We start from the raw sequence: 16730 nt of genomic DNA, 5'->3' as shown, positions 1-16730 counted from the left end.
CTCTCACGGAAAATATGAAACCCGGCCGTGCGAGATTCTTGCGAAGCAGCGGCATAGTCATGGCGTGAACGGAATGACGAGCTCCTGCGGTGCGATCTTTTCCTTTGACGGAGAGAAACACATCCTTAAAAGATTGCGTCGTTGCGGGAAAAATACATGTTTAGATTGATTGTTAAGAGCATCGTCGTCGCCGGATTGATCTCGGCTTCCCCTGCCCTTGCCGCGGGCCTGAAAGTTGCCGTCGTGGCTCCGACCGAAGGGCCTTTCGCCACGCTTGGAAAGCAGATGGTGGACGGCGCCGCTTTTCAGGCGGACGATCGTGGAAGCCAGATTGTCCCGATCGCCGAAAGCTGCGATCCCGCTGGCGGCGAGGCGCTGACGAAGGCGTTGCTAGCGAGCGGCGCGGAGGCTGCGATCGGCTTTCTCTGCACGGAGAGCCTCGAGGCGGCCCTGCCCGCCCTGGCCGAGGCTCGCATCCCCGCCATCACGCTTAGCGTCCGCTCCGATATCCTGATGGAGGACGCGCTCAAGAAGAATTGGCCGTTTTTCCGGTTGGCGCCGAGTGGAAAGGCCGAAGCTGCCGCGATCACCGACGTGATCGTCGCGAGTTGGAAGGGCAAACCGCTCGCGCTCATTGACGACGGTACGATCCATAGTCGGGAGCTTGTCGAAAGCGTTCGGAACGCCCTTGCCGAGATCGGCGTGACACCCGTCTTCACCGACACCTATCGTCCGGCGCAGGAACAGCAGGTTGGCCTCGTGCGTCGATTGGCGAAGAGCGGCGCCACTCACATCTTTACCGGAGGCGACCGCTACGACACCGCCGTGATCGCGCGTGACGCGAAGGCTGAAAAGGTCGCGATAACCCTGCTCGGCGGCGACGTATTAAATGCCGCCGATCTTGATGTTCCCCTCGAGAACGGAGTGCTTGCCGTGACGGTTCCAGAGGCGTCTCGGTCGAGCGACGCCGAAGCCGTCGCCAAGGCGATGCGCGCAATCGGAATCGAGCCCGAGGGTTATGTCCTGCCGGCCTTTGCCGCCATGTCGCTGCTCGAACAGGCGAAGGACCAGGCTGCCAAGGACGGCAGCGCGCTTCCCGAAGCCCTGCTGAAAGGGCCTTTTGCAACGATCCTAGGGCCGATAAAGTTCAACGGGAGCCATGAGAGGACCGCCACACCCTATCGGCTGATGGAATGGCAGGATGGCCATTTCGTCGCCGCCACGGGCGAAGGCGGTGCTGACTGATGCGCAAGGGTCCGAACAATCTGATTACCGATGTCGCGGGTCTCTTGGTCGGCAACGCCGAAGACCACCGGGTGAAGTCCGGTGTCTCGGTCGTGCTTTGCGAGCAGCCGGTAACGGCAGCGGTTCAAGTCCTCGGCGGTGCGCCGGGCACGCGGGAGACCGATCTGCTCGCACCGGAAAATACCGTCCAGACGGTTGACGCCCTCGTGCTTTCCGGCGGTTCGGCCTTCGGTCTGGACGCAGCCTCCGGGGTACAGGCCGCGCTCCGGGAAATGGGACGCGGTTTTGCGGTCGGCCCCCACCGCATTCCGATCGTCCCGGCGGCAATTCTCTTTGATCTCGTCAATGGCGGCGACAAGAATTGGGGACGCTTTTCGCCCTATCGCGACCTTGGTTACGATGCCGTGCGCGCAGCCGGTGCTACATTCCTGACCGGAACCGCCGGTGCCGGTACGGGCGCACTGACCGCTACCTTCAAAGGCGGCCTCGGCTCGGCATCGACGGTGCTCGCCAATGGCATCACGATCGGCGCACTCGTCGCCGTCAATGCGCTCGGCTCGGCGACGATCGGCGGCACGCGCCATTTCTGGGCCGCGCCCTTCGAGCTTGACGGCGAGTTCGGCGGGCTCGGCTATCCGGTCCCCATGCCGCAGGATGCGGCGCTGCCCCGCCTCAAGTTCCGCGAGAAGCAAGCGGCCGCTGCGAATACGACGATCGCCGTCATCGCCACCGATGCGGTGCTCAGCAAGGCTGAGGCGAAGCGGCTGGCCATCGCCGCCCATGACGGCTTTTCTCGCGCGCTCTGGCCGTCGCATACGCCGCTTGACGGTGATCTTATCTTCGCACTGGCGACCGGAGCGAGCGGCAAGGCGCCTCTGCTTGAAGATTTCATCGATCTTGGCGCGGCCGCTGCATCGACGATGGCGCGTGCGATCGCACGCGGCGTTCACGATGCTGTTGCGGCCGACAACGATACGAAGCCGTCCTGGTCGCAATAGAGCGGATGAGGAAGAATGTGTGCGGCTTTCCGCCTGCATGCCGCCTCTCCACTTACTAGAATCGATCAGGCGCTGAGCCACGGCTTCCTGCGGATGTTGTTTGCGCGTTACCGGGATGCTATGGCCCGGAAAACATCGGAGCCTGTCATGACCCATCCCATCCGCATTGCCCCATCGATCCTGGCGTCCAACTTCTCCAAGCTCGGCCAGGAGGTTCGCGATGTCGTCGAAGCCGGCGCCGACTGGATCCATCTCGACGTCATGGATGGCCATTTCGTACCGAACATCACCTTCGGCCCGGACGTCATCAAGTCGCTGCGTCCCCATACGGATGCGACCTTCGACTGCCATCTGATGATTTCGCCCGCCGATCCCTATCTCGAAGCTTTTGCCAAGGCCGGCTGCGACATCCTGACGGTGCACGCCGAGGCTGGGCCGCATTTGCACCGGTCGCTGCAGATCGTGAAGTCGCTTGGCAAGAAGGCTGGCGTCTCGCTCAATCCAGCCACCCCGGAAGGCGCTATCGAATATGTGCTGGACTCAGTCGATCTGATCCTGGTGATGACGGTCAATCCGGGCTTCGGCGGACAGAAGTTCATCCACGCCACCGAGGAGAAGATCCGACGAATCAAGGCGATGGTCGGCGACCGGCCGATCGAGATCGAGGTCGATGGCGGCATCACGCCGGAGACGGCTGCATTGCCAGTCAAGGCCGGTGCCAATGTCCTGGTTGCGGGCTCGGCCGTATTCAAGGGCGATTCCGTCGAGACCTATCGCGCGGCGATCGAGGCGATCCGCAAATCCGCGGAGAAGGCGCGCGGATGAGTGTGCGGGCGGCAATCACCACAACACTTCTGGCAGCAGCGACGATTGTGACCGCCGAGGCGCGTGCAGGAGACTTTGCCGCCTTGCAGCCGATCGGATTTTCATCTGATGGCAACGTCTTCGCCTTCGAGGAATATGGCGTCCAGGACGGTTCCGGTTTTCCCTATTCGACGATTTACGTCCTCGATACGCGCAAAGACACCTTCCTCCCCGGTGCACCTGTCCGCGCCGTCATCGAGAAAGATGGTAGCGCCCTGCACGAAGCGCGCCGTGAGGCGCACCAACGTGCCGCACCGCTGATCGATGCGTACGGCCTGACGGACACACCCGGGATACTGGCCGCATACAATCCTGTAACTGAAAGAAGCAGTGCCGACCACACGTTGAGCTATGATGCTTTTCCGGCCGATGACCCGTTCCGCAAGCGCTATGCGCTGAAGCTCGAAGAGAAGAGCTTCGGGCCGCAGGGCGTCTGCGCCAGCTTGTTGAAGGAGGTCAAAGGCTTTCGCCTGGTGATGACGGAGAAGGCGGGGAAGCCTGCAGCGGACCTGTTGCGCGAGGATACGCGCATCCCGGAAAGCCGTCGCTGCCCAACCGGTTATCGCATCGGTGGCGTCGTGACCCGCGTCAATGATGACGGATCCGAAGTCCACGTGGTGATGATCCTGGTCAAGTCCCTTGGTTTCGAGGGCTCGACCGATGGTCGCTGGATTGCGTTACCGATCCGGCTTCCCAAATGAGCAGCGACGAGCAGGCTTCCAAATCGCCATTGCTCCCTTTGGATGTCGCATCGTCGAAGCGATCGCGGTTGGTGCTTTCCCTTCCCAAACGGCAGGAAGTGCTGATTGGGACTCCTGCGTGGGCCTTGGCGATGGCGATATCTGCCTGGCTGGCGCTGTGGCTGCGCGGAAACGAGGCGGACTTCCACCTCAGGGATGTCCTATCGCTTTACGCGCTTGGCGGGCTGCTGGCGTGGCCGCTTTCGCTGTTTGCTGCGAGGTTTGCAGCACAAGGACGAACAGTCGAGACCCGCTTCTCGGCATTTCTCCTGTGTCTCGTCGCAGGCACGGTCGGTACGACGGCATGCCTCTTCGCCTTTGACTACCGGATATTCTATGCGCAGTGGCATGCGACCACCGGCACGCGCACGTGGCTGTTCCAGTTCCTGTTCACGTTTCTCGCCGCACTCTACCAGTTCCTGGTTCTCGGGGTTCGGCTCTACCTGCCGCTCGGCCTTGCCGCCCTTGTCGCCGCCAGCCTTTGGCTTGCGAGATCGGACATGCGCCAACGGCGTTGAGCTTGATCGCCATCTTTGATAGAGGCACAGCCATCCTCCACTGACGACGAAAGCTTAAGCCCATGATCCCCCGTTACTCCCGGCCGGAAATGGTGGCCATATGGTCGCCGGAAACGAAATTCCGCATCTGGTTCGAGATCGAGGCGCACGCCTGCGATGCCCTCGCCGAAATCGGTGTCATACCGAAGGAAGCGGCGAAGACGATCTGGGAAAAGGGCGGCGCAGCAAAGTTCGACGTGGCCCGGATCGACGAGATCGAGGCCGTCACCAAGCACGACGTCATCGCGTTTCTCACCCATCTTGCGGAATTCGTCGGGCCGGACAGCCGTTTCGTGCATCAGGGCATGACCTCGTCGGACGTGCTCGATACCTGCTTCAACGTGCAGCTCGTTCGCGCCACAGACCTTTTGCTCGCCGACCTGGACAAGCTGCTCGAAGCGCTGAAGCGCCGTGCCTTCGAGCACAAGGACACGGTCACCATCGGCCGTTCGCACGGCATCCACGCCGAGCCCACCACCTTCGGGATCAAGCTGGCGCTTGCCTATGCGGAGTTCGATCGGTGCAAGCAGCGCCTCCTTGCCGCACGCGAAGAAGTTGCGACGGGTGCCATTTCCGGTGCTGTCGGCACCTTTGCCAATATCGATCCGCGGGTCGAGGAGCATGTCGCAAAGGCTCTCGGCCTGAAGCCGGAGCCGGTCTCGACGCAGGTCATCCCTCGCGACCGCCACGCCATGTATTTCGCGACGCTCGGTGTGATTGCCTCCTCGATCGAACGTCTTGCAACGGAAATCCGCCACCTGCAGCGCACCGAAGTGCTGGAAGCCGAGGAATATTTCTCGCCTGGCCAGAAGGGTTCCTCGGCCATGCCGCATAAGCGCAATCCGGTGCTGACGGAAAACCTGACCGGCCTTGCCCGCATGGTCCGCGCCTTCGTCGTGCCGGCCATGGAAAACGTAGCGCTCTGGCATGAGCGCGATATTTCGCACTCCTCGGTCGAACGCATGATCGGCCCGGATGCAACGGTGACGCTCGATTTCGCCCTGGCGCGACTGACCGGCGTGATCGACAAGTTGCTCGTCTATCCCGACAACATGATGAAGAACTTGAACAAGTTCCGCGGGCTCGTTCACTCCCAGCGCGTGCTGCTCGCGCTCACCCAGGCCGGCGTTTCGCGCGAGGATGCGTATCGGCTCGTTCAGCGCAATGCTATGAAGGTATGGGAAGAGGGCAAGGATTTCCTTGAGGAGCTGCTGGCCGACACTGAAGTTCGGGCCGTGCTTTCGGAAGAGGAAATCCGCGAGAAATTCGATCTCGGTTACCACACCAAGCATGTCGACACGATCTTCAAGCGTGTCTTCGGCTGACAGGAAGAAGCTCAAGGTTCGACAGGGACCTTTGCGCGTCTGATTAGACGCGCTGCGCCGTAGTCTCGGCGCGGGACATGGTGACGTTGTGCATGAATACAAACGCTCGCATTCGGTGCATTTTGTTCGAGTGCGGGCGAGCTTATTAGCAACTTGTTCATGAGTGATGTGAGAGCTTCCCTATCTGTCTAATCAGGTTTCGAGGAAGCCATGACTTACAGGGACAGTGTTCAGCGCGCATCGCCGCGCACGCAGACGAAAATAACCGGCAAGGTTACCTGCAAATTCGGGTCGAGCAACGGGATCGTCAGAGACCTTTCCGACGAGGGTATCTGTTTCCAGCTGCTGTTCGACATCGGTGCCCAGACCGGACAGGAGGTCACGATTCAAAGTGAAGAGCTCGGCTATCTGACCGGGATTGTGCGCTGGTATCGCGGCGACAAGATCGGCATCAAGCTCAAGCTCTCGTCGAACACGGCGGCGCAGATCTCATCCTACTACAAGTTCTTCCGCCCATGACCGCGTCGCCGGCGGCGAACCGGCGAACTTTTGAAGACAATCGCGGCGATCTTGGGTCATTCAAGATCGCCGCGATGCCGTTGGAGGACCTGCCGTTCAGCGGCCGGCCGGCTCAGGTTCCACCATCTTGCGATAGAGGTGCCATGTGGCGTGGCCAAAGATCGGCATGATAACGGCCAGGCCAACGAAGACCGGAATCGAGCCGATCACCAGTCCCGCCGCGATGATGAGGCCCCAGCAGGCGACCGGCACCGGATTGGTAAGCGTCGCGCGGATCGAGGTCTCGACGGCCGCGACGGCGCCGACATCGCGATCAAGCAGCAACGGGAATGTAACCACGCTGATGGAGAGCACGACCACGGCGAAGACAAAGCCGACCGCGTTTCCGACAACAATGAGGTTCCAACCCTCCTCCGTGCCGACAATGCCGTCCCAGAAGGCCGAAATCGAATTTGGCGGAACCGTTCCGAAAATTCTGACGTAAAGCGCCTGGGCAACCAGAAGCCACGCAACGAAAATAACGAACAGCATGGCGGCGACCGCCAAAATCGATGGCAGCGCCGGTGAACGGTGCAGCCGCAAGGCGTGCGGCCATGACGCATCCATGCCCAGTTCACGGCGCCGGCTGATCTCGTAGAGGCCGACTGCCGCGACGGGACCGATGAGGGCGAAGCCGGAGGCAAGCGGATAGAGCAACGGCAGCATGTTTGCGCCCGCGCTCCAGGTTATCAGTACTGCACCGGCGATCGGGTATATCAAGCACAAGAAAACATAATGCGACGGCTTCTCGCGAAAATCGTTCAGCCCGAGACGCAACGCATCGAACACATCAGCAATGCCAATCTTTCGTATTCCGGGATGCGAGACTCTCGCATTCGCCCCCGACAGGACATGGAAGGTTGTCATGGCTCACACTCCTCAACGAACCAGAGCGGCCACGGACCCGCGACAACGGTGAAACTTGCCGCTGCCAACCGCGACCGGCATTTTCGATTATACAGAAAATGCAGCCTCTGTCGCCTGTGCCTTGACTTCGGCGCTTTTCACCTCCAAATCGCCGCGATTATGAAGGTTTCAGAAACTGACATCCTGATCGTGCCGGGCTACACCAATTCCGGCCCGGACCATTGGCAAAGCCGTTGGGAGCGAAAGCTCTCGACGGCGCGCCGCGTCGAGCAGGCGGAATGGTCAAAGCCTGTGCGCGAGGATTGGGTTGCGCGGATGGTCGAGGCAGTCAATGCCGCGCAAAAGCCGGTGGTCATCGTCGCACATTCCCTCGGTGTCGCCACGGCGATCCAGGCCCTGCCCCATTGCGCGAAGAAGATCGCAGGCGCCTTCCTTGTCGCCCCGCCGGACGTCGCCAATCCAAAGATCCGCCCGAAACATCTGATGACCTTCGGCCCCTACCCGCGCGATCCTCTGCCCTTCCCGTCGCTGATGGTGGCAAGCCGCAACGACCCCTTCGGATCCTTTGAGCACGCCGGAGACATTGCCAACGCGTGGGGCTCGTTCTTGGTCGATGCCGGCGAAGCTGGACACATCAACGCCGAGTCCGGTCACGGCCCGTGGCCCGAAGGTACCATGGTCTTTGCCCAATTCCTCAGCCGGCTGTAGCCATAAAGAGCATCGGCAGAAAAGCACGCGCCATTAATCCGAATTTCATTGCTGCAGGTCATCATCGGCTGGCAACTCTCAGGATCCGGGATAAGTGACCGAGCCGCGAGAACCAATCGACACCGGCAATGGGCCGATGACACAAGACAGCTTGGCGCCGCACGCGATGGATCAGGTCCCGGCGGGTGTCATCCTTGTCGATGCAGGCAATGACATACGCACTGCCAATGCAACCGCACTCCGGTTGCTCGGGCGCACTGCCGAAGAAGTCATCGGGGCATCGATCGCCGCATTCGTTCATGGCGAAGATCTTCCAGCAGTCGTTGCGTTTGAGGGGGTAGAGGGAGCCGAGGAGCCAGCGGTCGTCCGCTTCATCGGAGCATTAGGCACGCATGCCATGCTCGTTTCACGGGCCGCTCTGCCTGCAGCGCCAGGAGCCGGCGCGACGACGATACTGACAATGCTTCCGACCGACCGTCTCGTTTCCGAAATCGCAAGCCTGCGCAAGGACGAGACCCGTTGGAAATACGCCCTTGAAAGCGCCTTGGAAGGCGTCTGGGATCACGACTTCGAAACGGGCAATCTGTTTTATTCTTCGACCTGGCGGCGTCTGCGCGGCTTGGCGGATGACGCTGAGGTCGATGGCACGCTCGAAAAATGGATCGAGAACGTACATCCGGATGACCGTGCGCACGTGCTTGCCTGCATCGCGCGCCAGGACTCGGGTGAAGCCAAGTTCAACACGTTCCAATATCGCGAGCGACATGCGGACGGGCGCTGGATCTGGATCGAAAGCCGGGGCGCGTCGGTCGCTTACGGCCCTGACGGCAAGCCATGCCGCATCATCGGCACGGATACCGATATAACCGCCCGCAAGGAGGCGGAAGCTCGATTAGCGGAAGTTTCGCGTCGCCTGCAACTGGCGCTCGATGTTTCCAGGATCGGCGTCTTCGAGCACAATCTCGATACCGGGGTTTCGCATTGGGACGAAGCCATGTTCAGGATGTACGGCCTGGACCCTGCCGGCGAAGCGCCCTCCTCCGCCGGCTGGGAGAGCTTTTTGCATCCGGAGGACAAGGCCGTCGCGATCAAACGCGTCAACGATGCGATTGCCAGCGGCACGCCTTTCACCAACGCGTTCCGCATCATCAGGCCCGATGGCGTCGTCCGTCACATCCGCTCTAACGCCGCGTTCCATACCGATCTGGATGGCGCAACAAGGCTCGTTGGCGCCAATTGGGACATTACCGATGATATCGCTCTGCAGGAGGAATTGAGGCGGGCAAAATCCTTTGCCGAGGCGCGCAACAGTGAACTTGAGGCGGCGCGTGTCAGTATCGAGTATAACGCACTGCACGATCATCTGACGGATTTGCCGAACCGCCGCTATCTTGATCGGATCCTGACTGAAGCGCGTGTGGTCAACGCTATTCTTCATATCGACCTGGATCGCTTCAAGCAGATCAACGATACACTGGGTCACCAGGCCGGCGACGCAATGCTCGTTCATGCCGCGGACGTGCTGAGGTCACACGCCGAGAGGGACGATTTCATAGCTCGCATCGGCGGCGACGAATTCGTCATCGTGTGCCGCAGCGGCCGGGGCTCAATTCATCTCGAAGAGCTTGCCCAGGGGATTATTCAGGCCTTCCGCCGTCCCGTCCCCTACGCCGGTCAATTATGTCGGCTTGGCGCAAGTATCGGCGTTGCCGTGAATGAAGGCAGGCTCACCGATCCCAGGCAGCTCCTGATGGACGCCGACATCGCGCTTTATCGCGCCAAGAGCCTTGGCCGAGACCGGTTTGAAGTCTTTTCCGACGAGATGCAGAACCAGATCCTGACGGCAAAGCGGATCGGCGACGAACTCCGTGAGGCTCTCGAAAAAAGGCAGTTCATTCCCTATTACCAGCCCCAGTTCGACGCCCGCTCTCTGGAGATCACAGGCGTTGAAACCCTGGTGCGCTGGAGCCACCCGGCACGCGGCGTGCTGGCGCCCATGCAGTTCCTGAAAGTCGCCGAAGACATCAATCTTCTCGCGGCAATAGATCGGATGGTGGTCGAAATGGCCTATGCCGACTTCCGCGCATGGCAGCGGCAGGGGCTCGCCATTCCCAAGATCTCCGTCAATATTTCGTCGCGCCGTTTGCGCGACCCTCAACTCGTGTCCGACGTGCGGGAAATGAAGATCCCGCGTGGCGTCATGTCGTTCGAGCTGCTCGAATCGATCTTTCTCGACGAGTTCGAGGACGAAGTTGCGGAAACGATCGCCGCCTTGAACGAGCTCGGCATCGATATCGAGATCGACGATTTTGGTACCGGTCACGCGTCGATCATCGGTCTCCTCAAACTCAATCCGGCGCGCCTCAAGATCGATCGCGCACTGGTAGGGCCGGTCACGGAAAACAGAAAGCAGCAAAAGCTGGTGCGCGCGATCATCGATATCGGCCATTCGCTGAACATCAAAGTGGTCGCAGAAGGCGTCGAAACCTGGACCCACGCCGCGCTTCTCGCCGATCTCGGCTGCGACGTCCTGCAAGGCTATGCGCTGGCGAAGCCGATGAGCCGAGAGGATTTCGAGAGATTGGCCCGGAAGGGCTTTGACGTACCGCGCAGCTTTTCAGAGGCGCGCAGAGTGCGGTGAGCATCGAGCCGCCGCAGTCCGGGCGAAGCTTCGCCCGATACAAAAAGGGCCGCCCGATTTTGTTGCCTGGCGGCGCCATGTTTCTTCGCTGGCCGCGAGATCAGTTGTTCTGAAGTTGCTCTATCGCTTGGGCCATCAATTCCAGCATCCGCAAGCGGATTTCGTCTTCCGTCTGTGCGATGCCGGCAGCATCGAAATCGGCCTTGATCTTACGCAGCACGTCCTCATGGCCGCGTGCCTCGAGATCAGCGGTGACGATTTCCCTTGCGTAGGCTTCCGGATCGGCCTTGTTCAAGAGACCTGCGGCCCAAAGACCGAGCAGCTTGTTTCGGCGCGCTTCCGCCTTGAACTTCAGTTCTGCGTCCAGCGCAAACTTTGCCTCGAAGCCCTTCTCGCGATCCTGCATCGTGGTCATAAACTAATCTCCCTCAGAATTCCTTGCCGGAAACTGTTATCGCCATAAACCAAAACACCGTCGAAAGTGCAATGCGAAGTTTTCGTCTTTGCTGACTTTCATGATACCCTAATCTAAATCGGGGGATGGGAAGATACGCCGATTGTGAAATCCGTTCTTTTCAGATATGGACCCGCTGAGAAAATTCCAATTGCGCGACCCAAGAGCGCCACCAACCACAGAGATAAAATCCATGAATCGTCGCCGCCGTATCTACGAGGGCAAGGCCAAGATCCTTTACGAGGGTCCGGAACCGGGCACGCTGATCCAGTTTTTCAAGGATGACGCGACCGCTTTCAACAAGAAGAAGCATGATGTCATCGACGGTAAGGGCGTGCTGAACAACCGGATCTCCGAGTACATCTTCACCCATCTCAACAAGATCGGCATTCCGACGCATTTCATCCGCCGCCTGAACATGCGCGAGCAGTTGATCAAGGAAGTGGAAATCATTCCGCTCGAGATCGTCGTGCGCAACGTCGCCGCAGGTTCGCTCGCAAAGCGCCTCGGCATCGAGGAAGGCACCGTGCTGCCGCGCTCGATCATCGAGTTCTACTACAAGGCCGACGCGCTCGACGATCCGATGGTGTCCGAAGAGCACATTACTGCCTTCGGCTGGGCAAGCCCGCAGGAACTCGACGACATCATGGCGCTTGCCATCCGGATCAACGATTTCCTTTCCGGTCTTTTCCTCGGCGTCGGCATCCAGCTCGTCGATTTCAAGATCGAATGCGGACGCCTGTTTGAAGGCGACATGATGCGCATTGTCCTTGCCGACGAGATTTCTCCGGATAGCTGCCGCCTCTGGGACATCGAAACCAAGGAAAAGATGGACAAGGACCGGTTCCGCCGCGACATGGGCGGTCTCGTCGAGGCCTATCAGGAGGTGGCACGCCGCCTCGGCATCATCAACGAGAACGAGCCGCCGCGCGGCTCCGGTCCGGTGTTGGTCAAGTAATTTCAGGGATAAGCAAAGTGATCAAAGCACGTGTAACCGTGACGCTCAAGAACGGCGTTCTCGACCCTCAGGGCAAGGCAATCGAGGGTGCGCTCGGGGCGCTCGGGTTTGACGGCATTGGCCAGGTTCGTCAGGGCAAGGTCTTCGATCTGCAGATCGAAACGGCAGACAAGGCCAAGGCCGAATCCGATCTCAAGGCCATGTGCGAGAAGCTGCTGGCCAACACTGTCATTGAAAACTACACCATCTCCCTCGCCTGACGGCGGGGGAATGCTTTCCGCTGGTCATCCGTTGCTCGCCTGCCTAAATCAGCTTAGCGGCCCAGCCGATTGACTGACCAGCGCTACACTGCGCATTGAAACTGCCTCGAACTGCTCAGGCGCCGAGGCCAAGGCAAGGTATGAACGTCCCATGAAGTCTGCCGTCGTCCAACTCCCCGGTCTCAACCGCGATCGCGACATGATCGCGGCGCTCACCAAGATCTCCGGCCGCAAGCCTGTGACCGTTTGGCAGACCGAGACCGAAATTCCGGATGTCGACCTGATCGTCATACCGGGCGGCTTTTCCTATGGCGACTACCTGCGCTGCGGTGCGATCGCCGCGCGGATGCCGGTGATGCAGGCGATCAAGGCCAAGGCCGATCGGGGCGTCAAGGTTCTCGGCGTCTGCAACGGATTCCAGATCCTGCTTGAAGCAGGCCTCCTGCCCGGCGCCCTGATGCGCAATGCTTCGCTGAAGTTCGTCTGCCGCGAGGTGAAACTGGAAATCGTCAACGCCGACACGGATTTCACGCGCGCCTATTCGAAGGGTCAGATCATCCGGAGCCCCGTTGCCCACCATGACGGCAACTATTTCGCCGATGCGGAGACGCTGAAGGCGATCGAGGGCAGCGGTCGGGTCGTGTTCCGCTACGCCGAAGGCACCAACCCGAACGGTTCGATCAACGACATCGCCGGCGTCATGAATGCGAAAGGTAACGTGCTTGGGATGATGCCGCATCCGGAAAACCTGATTGAAGCGGCACATGGCGGTTCGGACGGACGCGGAATTTTTGCCTCCGCCCTCGACGTAATCGCTGCTTAACCATCGCGCTGATAGAAGACGGCCTCCCGCCACCCACCGACGATCGAGACCGCCGATGCCTTCATTCCCCTCCGCACGCCTCGCCGTGCTTGCCAGCGCCGTCGCGAGTTTCACGCTTGTCGCCGGTTGCCAGTCGAATCGTCCAGCCACGCCCGCGGCGAGTTCCGCCGCATTGCCGACGATGGAGCGTGTGGCGCTCGGCGCCAATGGCTGCTGGTTCAAGTCGGGCGACCCGGCCTTCAAGGCCTATCGTCTCGCGCCGGAACTCAACTCTTTTTCGGGCCGTCCGCGCATCCTGATCGTGCCACGCAAATCACCTGAGGCGCGTCCGCTCGCCGTCATTCAGGCCGAAGGACATCCTGCCCGCCTGCAGGCTTTCGGTCCGCTGCTCAGCGAGCCAGTCGGCGCGCGCATGACGACGGATGTCCGCCGTTGGGCGGCCGGCGATAAGGGCTGTAGTTGATCTCGGGACCCGCCTCACGAAGCTGACGGCTGCGGGCTGTCGTAACCCTCGACGATTGCCAAATCCATCACCGACTTACCCTGCCTGAGCGCCATGGCTTTGGCATATTCGGGCGATCGGTAGCACTCCAGCGCCGCGCTGTAGGTGGGGAATTCGATCACGACCACCCGTGAGCGTAACTTTCCCTCGGGCATCTCGCATGGACCGCCGCGGGTGAGAAAGCGTGCACCGTACTTTCGAAAAGCATTCGCATTCTCGGCGATGTAAGCCTTATACCCCTCCGGATCGGTAACATCGACGGAGGCCACCCAGTATCCTTTTGCCATGGCTCTTCTCCCATTCCGCAGGTGGAACGATACCATCGTGGCGGCCTTACTGCATGTTGCCCTTGATCGGAGCCGATTGAAGGACAAAACATGCAGCAATTCAAAATGGCACAGCGACCTTTGCGCGTCTGATAAGACGCGCGGCGCTGTAGCGACATATACCGGCCGGAGAGCGAGAACCGCGCATGGACACTCAAAGCCGCGAGCGCCAGAAAGGAACGGACGCTTCTCGCCGTGCCTCCTCCTCCGTCAGGCCGATGTCGTCGAGCAGGTGCTTGTCCAGTTCGTCAAGCGCGAGGCGACTGCGCCTCTTCGCGGCGAGTGCGCAATAATGGTGCCAGAGCCGTGAGAATGCATTGCGGGCCGGGCCCTGTTCGCAGCCGAATTGCGCCTTGCGAGGCGCCCCCATCCGCAGAGATTGCGTCGCAACGATTGTATTCATTGTATCCATCGTCAATCGCCATTGTATCTATTCGACCCATTGACTCAGAGATAATTGACATGGCTGGCGATGCAATATAGACAATTGTCACTATGACAAGTTGGCTGCCCGATATTCAGCAGGGCCAAGGCCCCCTCTACGCGCGTATCGCCGATCAGATCGAGCAGGCGATTGGCAGCGGGACCTTGCCTGTGGGCACGAAGCTGCCACCGCAGCGCAATCTTGCCTTTGATATAGGCGTGACGATCGGGACGATCGGCCGGGCCTACAATATTGTCCGCGAACGAGGGCTCGTGAGCGGCGAGGTCGGCCGTGGTACCTATGTCCTCGATCACCCGGAGAGCCGCCCGCCCGAACAGGCCGATCCTTTGACGACCTCTTTGGCTGGAACGCGGCCAATCAACGCGCCGGCGGGCAAGTTGCGCTTCGACAGCACGGCGGCGCCCGACGTCGGCCAGGGTGACATTCTGGCCAAATTGTTGGGTGACATCAGTCGCGAACACCATGCGGATATTGCGAGCTATGCCCGCAATTTTCCGGATGACTGGTTCGAAGCGGGCTGCCAATGGCTCGCGCGCGGCAACTTTCGGCCGGCTCGCGAAACCATCGTGCCGACGCTTGGCGCCCATGCCGCTGTCATTGCCGTAATCTCCGCTGTCACCTCCCCCGGTGATCGGATCGCGTTCGAAACGTTGACCTACTCGCAGGTCAGCCGCAGCGCAGGTCTGATCGGCCGCCGGACCGCATTGGTGGAAAGCGACGAATTCGGCTTCGTTCCGGACGATTTCGAGCGCGTTTGCGCCCAGCAGCATCCGAAACTCGCTTTCCTCATGCCAAGCGCCCAGAACCCGACGGTCGCCGTCATGCCGCTGGACAGGCGCCGGGCCGTCGCCGAGATCGCGCGAAAATACGGCGTTTGGCTGGTCGAGGATGAAGTCTATGGTTCGATGACGGGCGATCTAGTGCCGTTGCTCACGGAGTTGGCGCCGGAACGGACCTTCCTTGTTGGCGGCCTGTCTAAATCCGTCGCCGCCGGCGTCCGCGGCGGCTGGGTCGCCTGCCCTCCGAATTTCAGCCAGCGGATCCGCATCGCGCACAAGATGGTGAGCGGCGGTCTTCCCTTCATTCTCGCCGAGCTATGCGCGCGCTTGGTACTTTCAGGCGCCGCATCCGCCCTGCGCAACCGCGCCGTCGAGGAAATCACCGCCCGTGAAACGATGGCGCGCGAAATCTTTTCCGGGCTCGAGTTCAATTCCCACCCGAAGGTGCCCTTCCTCTGGCTGAAACTGCCGGATCCCTGGCTTTCGGGAACCTTCAAACAAGCGGCGCTGCAGGAAGGTGTGCTCGTCGACGACGAGGATGAATTCAAGGCGGGGCGCGCGGAGCGCGCCTTCCATCGCATCCGCATCGGCTTTTCTTCGCCGCCCGAGCGGTCCGAGGTGCAGAGAGGATTTCAAATCCTGCGCCGGCTGCTCGACAGCGGCCGCACCGGCTACGACAGCTTCGACTGAAATCATCTTTTGAGATGACTTTCGCGCAAGCCACGGCAATCTATTGCTGTGCTGCGTAACATTGATTCGGTTGAAGGATTCTTGAATGACGCATCCACGCTCGTCCGCCGGTCAGGGCAAGTTATCCCAATTCGCTGTCGCCCTGCTCTTTACGACCGGACTGGCAGCCGGCGCATCCCAAGCGAAGGCGGCAGAAGGCATTTTCGATGAAATGCGCTTCGGCGCTACCACGTCGATCGGGGACGGAGATAATCACGAAAGCGGCGTCTTCCCGTCCTTCACGATCTTCTTCGATCCCCTCGGGGCCGACAGCGCCACCGGCATTGCGGAAAAGATCCTGCGGCCGCGCATCCATGCCGGCGCGTCGATCGCGACGTCCTCCAGCGGCGTGAACGAGATTTATGGCGGCTTCAGCTGGGATGCCGAACTTACCGATCGGTTATTCCTCGAACTTGGCGCCGGTGCCACCGTTCACGACGGTGACTTGAACGATGACGGCACCAGCGGGCCGAAGCTTGGCTGCCGCCTGCTCTTTCGCGAATACGCGGCGGCTGGCTACCGCTTCGACGACCATTGGAATCTCTCGGCCACCGTCGAGCATGCCTCGAACGCCAATCTTTGCAACGGCCCCAATGACGGCCTGACGCGCGCCGGCTTGATGCTGGGCTACAAGTTTTGATGGCAGGAATCTCCCGTGTCCGCCTACAGCGCCGTACGCCTTTGCAGACGCCCAAAGGACGCTGTAGCACTTTGAATTGCTCCATGTTTTGTCCTTGAACCGGTTACGATTTAAGCAAACCTGCAGCAGGCATGCACGCTTCCGCGCCCTGTTGATCGACCTTATTTTTCTGTCGCGCCGCGCCGCGGCATAGGCTAAAGAAGCCGCAAAGCGCCCCCTGCAGCGCCGCGGGTCTCAGTAGACGCGCAAAGGTAGCTGTAGCACTTTAAAGTTTGTTGCGGTTCGCACGCGCCGTGTCCCTTTGAGAGGGT

The 16730-nt window shown here is 60.5% G+C and carries 19 protein-coding genes; 15 read left to right on the top strand and 4 right to left on the bottom strand.

What is annotated here, in order from left to right; all coding sequences use genetic code 11:
* Window positions 1-156: 156 nt before the first annotated feature.
* The 7 genes from GHK62_RS20480 (at window position 157) to GHK62_RS20450 (ending at window position 6248) form a co-directional block, all read left to right on the top strand.
* Window positions 157-1245, top strand: a complete 1089-nt coding sequence (locus GHK62_RS20480; RefSeq protein WP_153440946.1) for a branched-chain amino acid ABC transporter substrate-binding protein — start codon at window positions 157-159, stop codon at window positions 1243-1245.
* Window positions 1242-2243, top strand: a complete 1002-nt coding sequence (locus tag GHK62_RS20475) for a P1 family peptidase (RefSeq protein WP_167528316.1) — start codon at window positions 1242-1244, stop codon at window positions 2241-2243. Before GHK62_RS20480 ends, GHK62_RS20475 begins: the two co-directional genes overlap by 4 nt.
* Before the next feature lie 147 nt (window positions 2244-2390).
* Window positions 2391-3068, top strand: a complete 678-nt coding sequence (rpe, locus tag GHK62_RS20470) for a ribulose-phosphate 3-epimerase (protein ID WP_153440944.1) — start codon at window positions 2391-2393, stop codon at window positions 3066-3068.
* Window positions 3065-3808, top strand: coding sequence for a DUF2259 domain-containing protein (locus GHK62_RS20465; RefSeq protein WP_153440943.1), 744 nt, complete (start codon window positions 3065-3067; stop codon window positions 3806-3808). The genes rpe and GHK62_RS20465 overlap by 4 nt, the downstream gene beginning before the upstream one ends.
* Window positions 3805-4365, top strand: coding sequence for a hypothetical protein (locus GHK62_RS20460; RefSeq protein ID WP_167528313.1), 561 nt, complete (start codon window positions 3805-3807; stop codon window positions 4363-4365). Before GHK62_RS20465 ends, GHK62_RS20460 begins: the two co-directional genes overlap by 4 nt.
* Window positions 4366-4427: 62 nt before the next feature.
* The gene (gene purB, locus GHK62_RS20455) at window positions 4428-5729 is read left to right on the top strand and encodes an adenylosuccinate lyase (protein WP_153440941.1); all 1302 of its coding nucleotides are present in this window, start codon (window positions 4428-4430) and stop codon (window positions 5727-5729) included.
* Between the two features lie 210 nt (window positions 5730-5939).
* Window positions 5940-6248, top strand: a complete 309-nt coding sequence (locus tag GHK62_RS20450; RefSeq protein WP_153440940.1) for a PilZ domain-containing protein — start codon at window positions 5940-5942, stop codon at window positions 6246-6248.
* Between the two features lie 96 nt (window positions 6249-6344).
* Here the strand turns inward: GHK62_RS20450 and GHK62_RS20445 are convergent, their stop codons facing one another.
* Complete coding sequence (locus tag GHK62_RS20445) at window positions 6345-7154, bottom strand: DUF2189 domain-containing protein (RefSeq protein WP_153440939.1); 810 nt, start codon at window positions 7152-7154, stop codon at window positions 6345-6347.
* Window positions 7155-7313: 159 nt separating this feature from the next.
* On the opposite strand from GHK62_RS20445, the gene GHK62_RS20440 reads away from it, so the two are divergent.
* Together GHK62_RS20440 and GHK62_RS20435 are read left to right on the top strand one after the other, a co-directional pair.
* Window positions 7314-7862, top strand: coding sequence for an RBBP9/YdeN family alpha/beta hydrolase (locus tag GHK62_RS20440; protein WP_153440938.1), 549 nt, complete (start codon window positions 7314-7316; stop codon window positions 7860-7862).
* A gap of 94 nt (window positions 7863-7956) precedes the next feature.
* Complete coding sequence (locus GHK62_RS20435) at window positions 7957-10503, top strand: sensor domain-containing protein (RefSeq protein ID WP_153440937.1); 2547 nt, start codon at window positions 7957-7959, stop codon at window positions 10501-10503.
* Between the two features lie 100 nt (window positions 10504-10603).
* Here GHK62_RS20435 and GHK62_RS20430 read toward each other — a convergent pair whose 3' ends face one another.
* The gene (locus GHK62_RS20430; RefSeq protein WP_153440936.1) at window positions 10604-10918 is read right to left on the bottom strand and encodes a DUF1476 domain-containing protein; all 315 of its coding nucleotides are present in this window, start codon (window positions 10916-10918) and stop codon (window positions 10604-10606) included.
* 232 nt (window positions 10919-11150) lie between these two features.
* Between GHK62_RS20430 and purC the strand changes: the two genes are divergently transcribed.
* The 4 genes from purC (at window position 11151) to GHK62_RS20410 (ending at window position 13461) form a co-directional block, all read left to right on the top strand.
* Window positions 11151-11915: a phosphoribosylaminoimidazolesuccinocarboxamide synthase gene (gene purC / locus GHK62_RS20425; protein WP_153440935.1), complete on the top strand. Its 765-nt coding sequence runs from the start codon at window positions 11151-11153 to the stop codon at window positions 11913-11915.
* 17 nt (window positions 11916-11932) lie between these two features.
* Window positions 11933-12175 (top strand): phosphoribosylformylglycinamidine synthase subunit PurS, encoded by a 243-nt coding sequence (gene purS / locus GHK62_RS20420; protein WP_173513265.1) that lies wholly within the window; start codon window positions 11933-11935, stop codon window positions 12173-12175.
* A 151-nt stretch (window positions 12176-12326) separates the two neighbouring features.
* Window positions 12327-12998 (top strand): phosphoribosylformylglycinamidine synthase subunit PurQ, encoded by a 672-nt coding sequence (gene purQ / locus GHK62_RS20415; protein WP_153440934.1) that lies wholly within the window; start codon window positions 12327-12329, stop codon window positions 12996-12998.
* A gap of 55 nt (window positions 12999-13053) precedes the next feature.
* Entirely contained in the window at window positions 13054-13461 is a 408-nt protein-coding gene (locus GHK62_RS20410) for a hypothetical protein (RefSeq protein WP_153440933.1), read from the top strand.
* Window positions 13462-13475: 14 nt separating this feature from the next.
* Here GHK62_RS20410 and GHK62_RS20405 read toward each other — a convergent pair whose 3' ends face one another.
* The gene (locus GHK62_RS20405; protein WP_153440932.1) at window positions 13476-13787 is read right to left on the bottom strand and encodes a DUF1330 domain-containing protein; all 312 of its coding nucleotides are present in this window, start codon (window positions 13785-13787) and stop codon (window positions 13476-13478) included.
* 193 nt (window positions 13788-13980) lie between these two features.
* Entirely contained in the window at window positions 13981-14229 is a 249-nt protein-coding gene (locus GHK62_RS20400; RefSeq protein ID WP_234886974.1) for a DUF1127 domain-containing protein, read from the bottom strand.
* A gap of 92 nt (window positions 14230-14321) precedes the next feature.
* Here GHK62_RS20400 and GHK62_RS20395 point away from each other — a divergent pair, with 92 nt between their 5' ends.
* Together GHK62_RS20395 and GHK62_RS20390 are read left to right on the top strand one after the other, a co-directional pair.
* Window positions 14322-15740, top strand: a complete 1419-nt coding sequence (locus tag GHK62_RS20395; RefSeq protein ID WP_153440931.1) for an aminotransferase-like domain-containing protein — start codon at window positions 14322-14324, stop codon at window positions 15738-15740.
* Between the two features lie 85 nt (window positions 15741-15825).
* On the top strand, window positions 15826-16419 hold the full coding sequence (locus GHK62_RS20390; protein ID WP_153440930.1) for an acyloxyacyl hydrolase: 594 nt from the start codon (window positions 15826-15828) through the stop codon (window positions 16417-16419).
* Window positions 16420-16730: the final 311 nt, after the last annotated feature.

This window comes from Sinorhizobium terangae, assembly GCF_009601505.1.
Lineage (GTDB): Bacteria > Pseudomonadota > Alphaproteobacteria > Rhizobiales > Rhizobiaceae > Sinorhizobium > Sinorhizobium terangae.
The sequence above is the reverse complement of the archived record's forward strand: the minus strand, read 5'-3'. Positions and strand labels throughout refer to the sequence as shown.

Excerpts from the sequence above, each read along its gene's own strand:
- GHK62_RS20480 (WP_153440946.1), top strand. The coding sequence starts at position 157 with ATGTTTAGATTGATTGTTAAGAGCATCGTCGTCGCCGGATTGATCTCG.
- rpe (WP_153440944.1), top strand. The coding sequence starts at position 2,391 with ATGACCCATCCCATCCGCATTGCCCCATCGATCCTGGCGTCCAACTTC.
- GHK62_RS20465 (WP_153440943.1), top strand. The coding sequence starts at position 3,065 with ATGAGTGTGCGGGCGGCAATCACCACAACACTTCTGGCAGCAGCGACG.
- GHK62_RS20460 (WP_167528313.1), top strand. The coding sequence starts at position 3,805 with ATGAGCAGCGACGAGCAGGCTTCCAAATCGCCATTGCTCCCTTTGGAT.
- purB (WP_153440941.1), top strand. The coding sequence starts at position 4,428 with ATGATCCCCCGTTACTCCCGGCCGGAAATGGTGGCCATATGGTCGCCG.
- GHK62_RS20450 (WP_153440940.1), top strand. The coding sequence starts at position 5,940 with ATGACTTACAGGGACAGTGTTCAGCGCGCATCGCCGCGCACGCAGACG.
- GHK62_RS20445 (WP_153440939.1), bottom strand. The coding sequence starts at position 7,154 with ATGACAACCTTCCATGTCCTGTCGGGGGCGAATGCGAGAGTCTCGCAT.
- GHK62_RS20440 (WP_153440938.1), top strand. The coding sequence starts at position 7,314 with ATGAAGGTTTCAGAAACTGACATCCTGATCGTGCCGGGCTACACCAAT.
- GHK62_RS20430 (WP_153440936.1), bottom strand. The coding sequence starts at position 10,918 with ATGACCACGATGCAGGATCGCGAGAAGGGCTTCGAGGCAAAGTTTGCG.
- purC (WP_153440935.1), top strand. The coding sequence starts at position 11,151 with ATGAATCGTCGCCGCCGTATCTACGAGGGCAAGGCCAAGATCCTTTAC.
- purQ (WP_153440934.1), top strand. The coding sequence starts at position 12,327 with ATGAAGTCTGCCGTCGTCCAACTCCCCGGTCTCAACCGCGATCGCGAC.
- GHK62_RS20410 (WP_153440933.1), top strand. The coding sequence starts at position 13,054 with ATGCCTTCATTCCCCTCCGCACGCCTCGCCGTGCTTGCCAGCGCCGTC.
- GHK62_RS20405 (WP_153440932.1), bottom strand. The coding sequence starts at position 13,787 with ATGGCAAAAGGATACTGGGTGGCCTCCGTCGATGTTACCGATCCGGAG.
- GHK62_RS20400 (WP_234886974.1), bottom strand. The coding sequence starts at position 14,229 with ATGAATACAATCGTTGCGACGCAATCTCTGCGGATGGGGGCGCCTCGC.
- GHK62_RS20395 (WP_153440931.1), top strand. The coding sequence starts at position 14,322 with ATGACAAGTTGGCTGCCCGATATTCAGCAGGGCCAAGGCCCCCTCTAC.
- GHK62_RS20390 (WP_153440930.1), top strand. The coding sequence starts at position 15,826 with ATGACGCATCCACGCTCGTCCGCCGGTCAGGGCAAGTTATCCCAATTC.